Below are 12,402 nucleotides of genomic sequence, written 5' to 3' on the forward strand. Positions count from 1 at the left end.
TTAACAATAAGGTGTATTGCGCCTGAGCATAAACCCTCCCCTAACGGGAAGGTCAAGGCGTAATCAATCACTCTGCGAATCAATGCCTCGCATAGCAAAAGTTCTTGGCATGGCTCACAACCTCATGGCGTCATATTCACGAGGAGAATAAAATTTACTCTGTACCATCACAATGTGATAACGTCTGTTAACAATGAACAAGCCTATCTCCGCGATGAAAAGAACAACGTTAGTTATGCTGCTGCTTACTCTGTGCGGATATTCATCTGCCAGTTCTGCATTAAGTGAATCTGAAGCAGAAGATCTCGCCGATCTGACTGCGGTATTCGTTTATCTGAAAAATGATTGCGGATATAACGAATTACCCAATAACGAAATTAAACGAGCCATTGTCTATTTTGCCCAGCAAAATAGCTGGGACCTGCGTAACTACAATAGTTTCAATATGAAAGCCTTAGGCGAAGAGAGTTATCAAGACCTTCGTGGCATTGCTATTCCTGTACCGAATAAGTGCAAGTCTTTAGCCCGTGACTCGTTAAGTTTATTGGCCTACGCTAACTAGCAATCCCACCTATCTCTTTTCCGCTTGGAATTCCGCCGTGCAACCTCTGGCAGAGTTGGCTATGATGTTGCCCCCCATTTTTCATGGCTGTTACTGCGAAGGAGAAGCCCCGAACATGTCACAGAAAGAACTATGGTATGAGACATTACATGCCAACTTCGGCCAGTACTTTTCAGTTGAAAACGTACTTTACCGCGAAAAAACCGAGCATCAGGATTTGGTGATTTTTGAAAACCCTGTACTGGGCCGAGTGATGGCTTTAGATGGCGTCGTGCAGACCACCGAGCGTGACGAGTTTATCTATCACGAAATGATGACTCACGTTCCTTTGCTGGCTCACGGCCACGCAAAAAAGGTGCTGATCATCGGTGGTGGTGATGGCGCAATGTTGCGCGAAGTTAGCCGCCATAAAAATATCGAGCAGATCACCATGGTCGAAATTGATGCCGGTGTCGTCTCGTTCTGTCGCCAATACCTGCCAAACCACAGCGCCGGTGCTTACGATGACCCTCGCTTCAAACTCGTTATTGATGATGGCGTTAACTTCGTTAATCAAACGACTGAAAAATTCGATGTCATCATCTCTGACTGTACCGACCCCATCGGCCCTGGGGAAAGCTTGTTCACCTCAGCTTTTTACGAAGGATGCGCACGTAGCCTGAACGACGGCGGCATTTTTGTTGCACAAAACGGGGTGTGCTTCTTACAACAAGATGAAGCGGTCGACAGCCACAATAAGCTTAGCCACTATTTCAGCGATGTCAGCTTTTATCAGGCAGCAATCCCAACCTATTACGGTGGTATTATGACCTTCGCTTGGGCGAGTCAGAACCCATTATTACGCCAGTTAGATAGCGCCACACTGCAACAGCGTTTTGCCGATGCGGGCCTAACCTGCCGCTACTATAATCCAGACATTCATGTTGGCAGCTTTGCATTACCACAATATCTGTTGGATGCCTTAATCAAGTGAGTCATCGCTGCGACATGTAAAATGCAGCAACGAAAAACAAGAAGGGTATCGTTGTTGATAATCCATAAGGAGCTGAACCAAATTGTCCAAGCTTAAACTACACGGCTTCAATAACCTGACAAAAAGCCTGAGTTTTTGTATTTACGATATTTGTTATGCCGAGACCGCAGACGATCGCGATGGCTATATCGCCTACATTGACGAACAGTACAACGCCAACCGCTTGACCGAGATCTTGAGCGAGACTTGCTCGATCATTGGTGCAAATATATTGAATATCGCGCGTCAGGATTACGATCCGCAAGGTGCCAGTGTCACCATTTTGGTGAGCGAAGAGCCGGTAGACCCTCGTGATGTTGATACCTCGGAACACCCTGGCCCACTTCCCAATACGGTCGTCGCTCATTTGGACAAGAGCCACATTTGCGTCCATACCTATCCTGAAAGCCATCCTGAAGCAGGGCTATGCACGTTCCGTGCGGATATCGAAGTCTCTACCTGTGGAGTGATCTCACCGCTAAAAGCGCTGAATTACCTGATCCACCAGCTGGAATCCGATATCGTCACCATGGATTATCGAGTGCGAGGATTTACCCGAGATATCAATGGGGTAAAACACTTTATCGATCATAAGATCAACTCGATTCAGAACTTTATGTCAGACGATATGAAAGCGCTGTACCACATGATGGATGTGAATGTTTATCAGGAAAATATTTTCCATACCAAGATGATGCTGAAGGATTTCGATTTGAAGCATTATCTGTTCAATGCCAAGCCAGAAGAGCTAAGTGCACAAGAACGAGAGCGTATTACTCGCCTGTTATACAAAGAAATGCAGGAAATTTACTATGGCCGTAACGTGCCAGAAGTTTGATAACACTTGGGTCAGTTAATATTAAAAATCCCGGTTTAGGCCGGGATTTTTAAGTAGCAAAATCAGCCATATCTCGATTTTTATCGTTCTGATGGTTAACTCGCTAATAATTGATCTCTCACTATTCCCATCCTCCTGTTTAACAGGGTATAAGAAGATCCTATTTTTCCTCTGTCGTTGCACAAGGACGCTGCCCTAGCCATGAACCGCCTCCCTACCCTGTATGGCATCATTGCGATTTTGCTTTGGAGCATGAGTGTTGCCCTTACACGTGGGCTGTCCGAAACACTTGGGCCGTTTGGCGCAGGCGCGGCTATTTATACTGTCAGTGGAATTTTAGTGTGGTTGGTGGCGGGCAAACCGACATTACGCGGGCAACATCCTGCCTATCTGTATGGCTGCGGTGTGCTGTTTGTGGTGTATATGGTGGCGTTCGCGCTGGCTATCGGTATGGCCAATGATCGGCAGCAAACACTAGAAATTGGCCTGATTAACTATTTATGGCCGAGCTTAACGCTGCTGTTAGCGGTTCCGATCCTCAAACTGCGCGCCCGTTGGTGGCTATGGCTTGGTGCCGCCCTTGCGCTCTTTGGTGTTATCTGGGTTGTCAGCGGTGGCGATGGACTGAGCATCAAAACCCTTAGCGCCAATGTCAGTAGCAACCCATTGGCTTACAGTTTGGCACTGGTGGGCGCATTGACGTGGGCCGCTTATTCAAATCTGGTTCGTTTATATAGCCGAGGTCCCGGCGCGTTACCGTTGTTTTTACTCGCCTGCGCCCTGTGTTTATGGCTGATGTTCTTTATGCTGACACCCGGTGAATTGCACTTCACCCAACGGGCGAGTTTTGAACTGCTCCTGATGGGCGCCAATACCGCACTGGCCTACGTGTGCTGGGATATCGCCATGAAAAAAGGCAACGCCACACTGGTCGCTGCCCTCTCTTACTTCACACCTTTGCTATCAATACTGATTGCCAGCTTGTGGCTCAATACACTCCCGTCCCCCGCCTTCTGGCCGGGCGTAGCAATGGTAGTGGTCGGTTCACTGCTTTGCTGGTCTGCCACCCGTGCCACTAGTTAGTCTGAATAAAATGACGGTAACCCTGTAACACCAGAAGAAAATCTTCTAAGCCGCAAAGGCAAAGGCTTTCTTCATCGTAATAATTCATGCCATCTTCCATCTCGTCGCCTTCGAGATCCAGTTGATTGGCGCGCACCATCACTTCTTCACCGTCTAACCACAACGTATATTCATGGCCAGTGAGTTGCCACTGGCGCTCACTGCCTTTCACCTCAGCAGCGGCGGCTTCAATTTGATCCAGCTTGGCTAAGTCACCTTTAATCTCTTCATTGAGCCAGTGCCCAATCACTTCATGCCCCATGGAGAATCTAACGAGCACTTGCCCGGTTAAATCACGCAAGAATTCATAGTCCATAGCACGCCCTCCTGATATCAATGTCCCCAAAATCATTGGGGCGCGACGCCTGTCGTCACCTCAACTAAGAAGGGTATTATTAGTTTAAACGTTATTAGCCCCCTCACTTGGCGCAAGCTCGCAAAGCCAAAAAATAGCTAAAAAATTTTAATCAAATGAGGTTTTTAAAATAGAAACGGGAGGCCAATGGCCCCCCGTTTGTTTAGCAGGTGCAGAATATATCGACTTAGACGGCGGTTTGGAAGATCACACCATCGGCTTTTTCAGTATATTGGGTCAACTGATCAAAGTTCAGGTAGCGATAAGTATCCTCTGCGGTCTTATCAACCTGAGCGATATAGGTTTGGTATTCATCCGGTGTCGGCAGGCGACCCAACAACGAGGCGATGGCGGCCAATTCAGCCGAGGCCAGATACACATTCGCCCCAGTACCTAAACGGTTAGGGAAGTTACGCGTTGAAGTCGACACCACCGTCGCACCGTCAGCTACTCGCGCTTGGTTACCCATGCACAGTGAACAGCCTGGGATTTCAATGCGCGCACCGCTGTTACCAAAGATGCTGTAATAGCCCTCTTCCGTCAGCTGCGCGGCATCCATTTTGGTCGGTGGTGCAACCCATAATCGCGTTGGCAATTGGCCTTTATGTTGGCCTAACAACTTACCCGCCGCACGGAAGTGACCGATGTTAGTCATGCAAGAACCGATAAACACTTCATCAATTTTGCTGTTGGCAACATCAGATAACAGGCGAGCATCATCGGGATCGTTTGGCGCACACAGGATTGGCTGAGTAATATCAGCCAGATCGATTTCGATCACTGCGGCATATTCAGCATCAGCATCGCCTTCCAGCAGATTCGGGTTCGCTAACCAGCTTTCCATACCATTGATACGGCGCTCCAGTGTGCGGCGATCGCCATAACCTTCAGCAATCATCCACTTCAGCAACACCACGTTAGATTGCAGGTATTCGGTAATCGGCGCTTTATCCAGCTTGATGGTACAACCCGCCGCAGAACGTTCCGCAGACGCATCAGCCAGTTCGAATGCTTGCTCGACTTTCAGCTCTGGCAAACCTTCGATTTCCAGAATTCGGCCAGAGAAAATGTTCTTCTTGCCTTGCTTCTCAACCGTCAGCAGACCTTCCTGAATAGCGTAGTAAGGGATGGCATGAACCAAATCACGCAGGGTGATACCCGGTTGCATTTTCCCTTTAAAGCGCACCAGCACGGACTCCGGCATATCCAGCGGCATAACGCCGGTTGCTGCGGCAAATGCGACTAAACCAGAACCCGCAGGGAAGGAGATCCCAATAGGGAAACGAGTATGGGAGTCACCGCCAGTGCCGACGGTATCCGGTAACAGCATACGGTTCAGCCATGAGTGGATAATGCCATCACCTGGGCGCAGCGAGACGCCACCACGGTTCATGATGAAATCAGGCAGTGTGTGATGAGTCGTCACGTCAACGGGCTTAGGATAAGCCGCAGTATGGCAGAATGACTGCATCACTAGATCCGCCGAGAACCCCAAGCATGCCAAGTCTTTCAACTCGTCACGGGTCATCGGGCCGGTGGTATCTTGTGAACCCACTGAAGTCATTTTAGGTTCGCAGTATTCGCCTGGACGCACGCCAGCTACGCCGCAAGCACGGCCCACCATTTTCTGGGCCAAGGAGAAGCCTTTATTGCTTTTCGCAACAGGCTTCGCCACACGGAATACGTCACTGGCTGGCAGACCCAATGATTCACGGGCTTTCGTGGTCAAGCCACGGCCAACGATCAATGGAATACGGCCACCAGCACGCACTTCATCCAGCAATACGTCTGTTTTTAGCTCGAAAGTGGCTAAAATCTCACCGGTATCATGACGACGAACTTCACCCAAATACGGGAAGATATCGATGACGTCGCCCATATTGAGCTTAGCAACATCCACTTCGATAGGCAGTGCGCCAGCATCTTCCATGGTATTAAAGAAGATAGGGGCAATCTTGCTACCCAGCACTACACCACCACCGCGCTTATTCGGCACGTAAGGGATGTCATCACCCATAAACCACAGCACTGAGTTAGTGGCTGACTTACGGGAAGAGCCGGTACCCACCACGTCACCGACATAGGCCAACGGGAAGCCCATTTTGTTCAGTTCTTCGATTTGCTTGATCGGACCCACGCTACCCGGCTTATCTGGATGAATACCTTCACGGGCGTTCTTCAGCATCGCCAACGCATGCAATGGAATATCAGGGCGTGACCAAGCATCAGGGGCTGGGGACAAGTCATCGGTATTCGTTTCACCGGTGACTTTAAATACGGTAACCGTAATTTTCTCGGCCAATGCAGGGCGAGAAAGATACCATTCGGCATCGGCCCAAGATTGCATGACTTGCTTGGCATGCGGGTTACCCGCTTTGGCTTTTTCTTCCACATCGTAGAAGTTATCGAACATCAACAGCGTGTGAGATAGCGCTTTGCCCGCAATGGGAGCCAGCTTTTCATTATCTAACGCATCAATCAGCGGATGAATATTATAGCCGCCCTGCATGGTGCCAAGCAGTTCAATTGCTTTCTCAGCGGTAATCAGGGGGGAGTGGGCATCACCTTTGGCAATCGCAGCCAGAAAACCGGCTTTAACGTAAGCGGCTTCATCAACACCCGGTGGTACACGATTAATCAGCAGATCTAACAGGAAGGCTTCTTCGCCCGCAGGCGGATTCTTTAATGATTCAACCAGCGCGGCCATTTGTGATGCATCTAATGGCTTGGGGACGATACCCTCAGCAGCACGCTCGGCTACGTGCTTACGGTATTCTTCTAGCACGACTCTCTCCTCGCTTTTATTGTCATATATTTTGCCAGGCTATCTGTTGCCACTTGCCATCATCACTGAGGTAGTAGGTGTAAGGTAAGACGCCCAGTTTCGCCCAGCCAGCATATCAGTATTTGAACTCTGTGTTAATTCGTTCACATAAAAGCAACATTAAATTTTTGCTGAATCGTTATGTACAGTTTATTCAACTGAGCTATTGATAACGGCTCTCAGTTAGCCCGTAGCCACCGAGTTTTATCAGCTAAAATGGCTAGCGCATAATAACCATAATTAATGAATGGATACCATCTCTGTCTGAACGTCTCGTGCTTTCGGTAGGACTTTTGAGGCAATGAATAACGAATGGAAGATATTTGGTGGTAAATGAAACAGAAACAGCCGATATCGACTGTTTCTGTCATTAATACAGAGAAGTGATTAGAACTGGGTATTCAAGCTAACAAAGTATGTGCGTCCCGGTTCATTGTACGTCGCCGCACCGGCACCTGCGATGCCCGCAACGCTCTGAGCATTACCCGCACGGAACTGGCGTTTATCGAACAAGTTTTCAATACCTGTGGTCACGCTGACATTTTTAGTCACGGTGTAGGTGCCACTGAGACCAAAGATAGCATACGGACTGACTTCATTGAGCGCAGTCCCTGTGACTGGCAGCCCTTGATAATCATATTTCTTCGGTTTCTGGCGGCCATACCAAGTCACGGTTGAGAGTAAAGATAAATCATCCGTTGCCTGCCAACTGACCGAACTGTTCAGCGTAAACTCAGGGGTGATGGATAAGTAATCGCCCGTGGTTTTATTCTTCGATTCCAGCATGTAAGTCAGATTGCTGCTCCATTGGACCGTATCGGTGAATGGCACAGTCAGGTTACCTTCCAACCCTTCCACTAAGGCCTTAGGCACGTTTTCCCATTGGAAAATATCAGAGTTTGCATAAGCACCGGTCCCGCCATTGGCCGTCCCAAGAGAAACCAAACCTGGCTCAATTTTATTGCGATAATCATTACGGAAGTAAGTGATACCGGCAATAATGCCTTCGTTATTATGGAACTCAAACCCAATCTCTTTGTTCACGCTGGTTTCAGCTGACAGCGAGTCATTCCCCATCAGGTAGCAGCTACCGCCACCGCCGTAGCAGCCTTGGCCACGGCTATAGAGCAAGTAGTTCGGGTTAGTTTGGTACAAGTTAGGCGCTTTATACGAACGTGCAATCCCCATTTTCATGGTGAAGTAATCACCCAGTTCTTGCGACACGTTTAACCCAGGGCTCCAGTTACTACCGGCAGTGCTGTGATGATCAAAACGCAACGCTGGCGTGAGCATGGTGGTCTCGGTCAACTCGATATTATCTTCAACAAACACAGAGGCTATCTGCGCTGAAGTACGTGTATCGCGTCCCGTTCCCGTCAGGCCGCTAACATTGCCGCCTTCGGTCGTGGTTTGAGTATTGGAGGTCGGATCATTCATTTTCTGATCGTTCCACTCAGCACCCACTGTCATCACCTGATTAAAGCCCCATTCAAATGGCACGTTAACTTCACTGTGGGCCCGATAGTTATCCAGTTTGATGGTGCTGAAACCGTTATTCGAGAAGATGCCTTCGGTGCCACCCGCGAGGCCTTCGTTGATGCGCGAGTTACGTGTTTGTGCATACTGAACATAAGACGTTGAGCTAACGCCGTTATCCCAGAAACCACGGTGTGTCACCGAGAAATTTTCGCGGTACATGCGGTTAGTTTCTGCGCCGTATAAACTGCGCACAATGGCATTACTGTTGGTATTTTGTGTATCACCGGTATAAATGTTCCCTTGGCGGCTATAGCCAGCCTCGAACTCCAGTGATTGGCCTTGAGCGAAGTCCCAATGCAATAAGCCATTGATATCTTTATTACGCACGCCTTCACGGCCAGCAGGCAGTGTGCCTGCTTGGTTACCTGTCCGAGCGGACTCATGACCGGCGTTGATATCCCAAGCATCCGCATCCGTTTTATTGTATCCGCCGTATAAGCGGAAACGCAGCGTATCCGTCAATGGCCCCATCAGGTTGAAGTCAGTACGACGGGTCGCCCCTTCTGCACTGTGCTCCGGCATATTCATGTAGGCATTCCAGCTACCGTGCAGTTCTTTGTCCGGTTGCTTAGTGATGATATTCACCACACCACCGGCGGCACCGTTACCATAACGAGCGGCTGACGGCCCACGGAGAACTTCGATTTTCTCAACCATATTCGCGGGCACCCAGTTGGTATCACCACGGGTATCACGCTCGCCACGCCAACCATATCGCACGGCATTACGGCTCGTGACAGGGATGCCATCGATCATAATCAGCGTGTTTTCTGGCCCCATGCCACGAATATCAATTTGGCGATTGTTCCCGCGCTGACCACTGGCGGAGTTACCGGAAAGATTCACCCCCGGCATGGTACGGATAATTTCGGACAGATCATTGGCCGGCGGGCGTTTGCGGATATCTTCGGCGGTAATGGTCGAGGCACCCAATGCTTGACGCACTTGCTGCTGAGCGGTCACGACGAGCGTATCACCCGTTGCCGCTTTATGGTCAGCATCTGCGGTTTCCTGCGACGGTGTGGTTGCTGTCTCTGCCTGAGCTTGTGTGGTAGTCTGAGCCTGATTTTGTGTGGTAGCTTGAGTTTGCGCCCAGAGCGGTGTTGAAAGGCTGATACTGATCAAACTCGCTAAGGTCGTCAGCGAGCGGCGCGGCCATTTTACGTTCATTAACTTTCCCCGATGCAAAAGCCCACAGCAAATGTCAGCAGAGGAAAATCCCTACCAATCTATTAATGGGGCAACAAAAACGAACAAGATTGATAATTATTTTCATTATCAATTCACGGCGCTAATTGTTACATTTGCAACCAAAGAAAAGGTTTGTTTAAACGGCAAAGCTGTTTGTTGTAAAGTCAATGTTGCCCTAATGTCATACGGGTTCTAAGGTCAATCAGGCTGTCATGTTAATCGCGCCATAACATCAAGATCAGTGGAGAGTCATCATGTCGACGGTGAAGAAAACAAAGTTACGCACTGTCTCCCCTTCATCCAAGCCGATTTATCGTGATCAAATTGTGCAACAATCAACTCTTGTCGCCAGCGATTATCAGCTAAGTGGTGCAAAATCATTACCCACTGACCCGGTTTTGTTTGGTGACTTTCAGGTATTACGCCTGAACCCGCATCTGATCCTCCATACCGCGAACGTCACCAATCTCTACGATATCAAGACACAAAACCAGCTCAATCCGGCGCTAAAATTAGCGATTGTGGTCAATGGCAGCGCACATATTTCTTTTGGCGGCAAACAACTGCATTTGCAGGAAAAAGGCGATGCTTCACTGGTTTCATTGACTGAAAGCACGTTGTTTACCCGTCACGGCAAGAATAACAGCCACGAGAGAACGCTCACGCTGACCTTTGATCGTGAATGGCTATACGGGGATTTAATGCCACAAGATGGCCATTGGGATGCATTGTATAACTTCACACAGCAGCATTTAGCGATTCATCTATGGCGACCATCAATCCATGCGCAAGCTATTGCCCAGAAAATCGTTAACTCCCCGCCCTTCGCGACCCCATTGGAAAGATTGCAGTGGGAAACACAGTGTATTAGCTTGATTATTGAGGCGTTTAGCTCCCTAGAACAATCAGCTCAACAGCAAAATAAAGTTTCACTCCGTGGGTTAAACCGCGTTCAACAGGTGCGTGACTGGCTGGAGAGTGGTGAAGCAGATCATTTATCGATGAGCGAATTAGCGCGCTTGGTGAACATGAGCCAAAGCACCTTGCAGCGGCGTTTTCGTGAAAGCTACAACATCACAGTGTTTGAGTATCTTCGTCATTGCCGTTTGAAACGTGCGATGCTGGCCTTGCAGAAGGAAGGGATCAGTATCGATCAAGCTGCCGCTATCGCGGGTTATACCAGCCCAGCCAATTTCGCCACCGCTCTGCGGCGGACCTTTCATATCACCCCCAGCCAGTTACGAGCAGGACACTTTCTTGATTTCTAGGCGCAGGCTGATTAAAAGCGTTAAATAAAAAACGGCCCCGATAAAGGAGCCGTTTCAACGTTGAAAGCAGTAGACAACTCACACTGCTTCAGCAAAAAGAATTTATTTCTTTTTCGCTTTCGGGTTAGGCAAGTCGGTAATGCTACCTTCGTAGATTTCCGCCGCCAGACCAACAGATTCATGCAGTGTTGGGTGAGCATGGATGGTCAACGCAAGATCTTCCGCATCACAACCCATCTCGATTGCCAGACCGATTTCACCTAACAGCTCGCCGCCGTTAGTCCCGACAATCGCACCACCGATGATACGGTGAGTTTCTTTGTCGAAAATCAGTTTAGTCATACCATCAGCGCAATCTGAAGCGATAGCACGGCCCGATGCCGCCCACGGGAAGGTGGAGGTTTCGTAGCTGATGCCTTTTTCTTTTGCTTCTTTCTCGGTCAAACCAACCCATGCGACTTCTGGTTCAGTGTATGCAATGGATGGGATCACTTTCGGATCGAAGTAATGCTTCATGCCAGAGATAACTTCAGCGGCAACGTGACCTTCGTGAACACCTTTGTGTGCCAGCATTGGCTGACCTACGATGTCACCGATAGCAAAGATGTGTGGCACGTTAGTACGCAGTTGCTTATCCACGTGGATAAAGCCACGTTCGTCGACTTCAACGCCAGCCTGACCTGCATCCAGCAGCTTACCGTTAGGTACGCGGCCGATAGCCACCAGAACCGCATCATAACGCTGTGGTTCAGCCGGTGCTTTTTTGCCTTCCATCGTGACGTAGATACCATCTTCTTTGGCTTCTACGGCAGTGACTTTAGTTTCCAGCATCAGGTTGAATTGCTTGCTAATACGTTTAGTGAAGACTTTCACCACGTCTTTATCAGCAGCAGGGATCACCTGGTCAGCCATTTCTACGACGTCAATCTTAGAACCCAGCGCGTGGTAAACGGTACCCATTTCCAGACCGATGATACCGCCACCCATGACCAACAGACGCTCAGGGACAGTTTTCAGTGCCAGCGCATCAGTTGAGTCCCAAACACGTGGGTCTTCATGAGGAATGAATGGCAGTTGGATTGGACGTGAGCCCGCAGCGATAATCGCGTTATCGAAGGTGATGGTCGTTGGACCATTTTCGCCTTCAACCACTAAGGTATTCGCACCGGTAAATTTACCGAAACCGTTAACCACTTTGACTTTACGGCCTTTAGCCATACCTGCCAAACCACCGGTTAACTGATTGATAACTTTCTCTTTCCAAACACGTACTTTATCGATGTCAGTTTTAGGCTCGCCAAAAACGATACCGTGTTCAGCCAGTGCTTTGGCTTCTTCGATCACTTTAGCAACGTGTAACAACGCCTTGGATGGAATACAACCCACATTCAGACAAACGCCACCCAGAGTGGAGTAACGCTCAACCAGAATGGTTTCTAAACCTAAATCCGCGCAACGAAAAGCAGCAGAGTACCCTGCTGGACCTGCCCCAAGTACCACGACCTGAGTTTTAATTTCAGTACTCATCATGACCTCTTAATTGTTTGTCCGGCGGGTCTGACGTCATTTCATTAGACTCATAAAGTTCATAACGCCGTTCATTCACCGGGATACTGACACGCGGCAGTTTACAGAATTGTTAATAATCTGAAAAGCTGCATCACGTGACGAGTGTCTCAACAACCTTGTCG

9 protein-coding genes are annotated in these 12,402 nt (G+C 49.0%); 5 read left to right on the forward strand and 4 right to left on the reverse strand.

What is annotated here, in order from left to right:
• The first annotated feature begins 214 nt into the window (after positions 1-214).
• From DA391_RS18480 to yddG, 4 genes are all read left to right on the forward strand, one after another.
• A complete protein-coding gene (locus DA391_RS18480; protein WP_050080261.1) occupies positions 215-562 on the forward strand; it encodes a YacC family pilotin-like protein in 348 nt (115 codons plus the stop codon).
• 115 nt (positions 563-677) lie between these two features.
• Positions 678-1,535 carry a polyamine aminopropyltransferase gene (gene speE, locus DA391_RS18485; RefSeq protein ID WP_019211050.1) on the forward strand — a complete coding sequence of 286 codons (858 nt, stop codon included), beginning with the start codon at positions 678-680 and terminating at the stop codon, positions 1,533-1,535.
• An 82-nt stretch (positions 1,536-1,617) separates the two neighbouring features.
• Positions 1,618-2,412 carry an adenosylmethionine decarboxylase gene (gene speD, locus DA391_RS18490; RefSeq protein ID WP_019211051.1) on the forward strand — a complete coding sequence of 265 codons (795 nt, stop codon included), beginning with the start codon at positions 1,618-1,620 and terminating at the stop codon, positions 2,410-2,412.
• 201 nt (positions 2,413-2,613) lie between these two features.
• Entirely contained in the window at positions 2,614-3,495 is an 882-nt protein-coding gene (gene yddG / locus DA391_RS18495) for an aromatic amino acid DMT transporter YddG (protein WP_108088059.1), read from the forward strand.
• Here yddG and yacL read toward each other — a convergent pair.
• The 3 genes from yacL to DA391_RS18510 all read right to left on the reverse strand — a co-directional run bounded on the left by yacL (position 3,488) and on the right by DA391_RS18510 (position 9,422).
• Positions 3,488-3,850, reverse strand: a complete 363-nt coding sequence (gene yacL / locus DA391_RS18500; protein WP_019211053.1) for a protein YacL — start codon at positions 3,848-3,850, stop codon at positions 3,488-3,490. The genes yddG and yacL overlap by 8 nt on opposite strands.
• Positions 3,851-4,076: 226 nt before the next feature.
• On the reverse strand, positions 4,077-6,674 hold the full coding sequence (gene acnB, locus DA391_RS18505; protein ID WP_050080257.1) for a bifunctional aconitate hydratase 2/2-methylisocitrate dehydratase: 2,598 nt from the start codon (positions 6,672-6,674) through the stop codon (positions 4,077-4,079).
• Positions 6,675-7,100: 426 nt separating this feature from the next.
• Positions 7,101-9,422, reverse strand: a complete 2,322-nt coding sequence (locus tag DA391_RS18510) for a TonB-dependent siderophore receptor (protein ID WP_050080256.1) — start codon at positions 9,420-9,422, stop codon at positions 7,101-7,103.
• A 275-nt stretch (positions 9,423-9,697) separates the two neighbouring features.
• On the opposite strand from DA391_RS18510, the gene DA391_RS18515 reads away from it, so the two are divergent.
• Positions 9,698-10,711 (forward strand): helix-turn-helix domain-containing protein, encoded by a 1,014-nt coding sequence (locus DA391_RS18515; RefSeq protein ID WP_050080255.1) that lies wholly within the window; start codon positions 9,698-9,700, stop codon positions 10,709-10,711.
• 102 nt (positions 10,712-10,813) lie between these two features.
• On the opposite strand, the gene lpdA is transcribed toward DA391_RS18515, so the two are convergent.
• The gene (gene lpdA / locus DA391_RS18520; RefSeq protein WP_167311317.1) at positions 10,814-12,238 is read right to left on the reverse strand and encodes a dihydrolipoyl dehydrogenase; all 1,425 of its coding nucleotides are present in this window, start codon (positions 12,236-12,238) and stop codon (positions 10,814-10,816) included.
• Positions 12,239-12,402 lie beyond the last annotated feature (164 nt).

The organism is Yersinia massiliensis, assembly GCF_003048255.1.
Lineage (GTDB): Bacteria > Pseudomonadota > Gammaproteobacteria > Enterobacterales > Enterobacteriaceae > Yersinia > Yersinia massiliensis_A.

Bases quoted from the DNA above. Each gene is read 5' to 3' on its own strand.
- DA391_RS18480 (WP_050080261.1), top strand. From the start codon at position 215: ATGAAAAGAACAACGTTAGTTATGCTGCTGCTTACTCTGTGCGGATAT.
- speE (WP_019211050.1), top strand. From the start codon at position 678: ATGTCACAGAAAGAACTATGGTATGAGACATTACATGCCAACTTCGGC.
- yddG (WP_108088059.1), top strand. From the start codon at position 2,614: ATGAACCGCCTCCCTACCCTGTATGGCATCATTGCGATTTTGCTTTGG.
- yacL (WP_019211053.1), bottom strand. From the start codon at position 3,850: ATGGACTATGAATTCTTGCGTGATTTAACCGGGCAAGTGCTCGTTAGA.
- DA391_RS18510 (WP_050080256.1), bottom strand. From the start codon at position 9,422: ATGAACGTAAAATGGCCGCGCCGCTCGCTGACGACCTTAGCGAGTTTG.
- DA391_RS18515 (WP_050080255.1), top strand. From the start codon at position 9,698: ATGTCGACGGTGAAGAAAACAAAGTTACGCACTGTCTCCCCTTCATCC.
- lpdA (WP_167311317.1), bottom strand. From the start codon at position 12,238: ATGAGTACTGAAATTAAAACTCAGGTCGTGGTACTTGGGGCAGGTCCA.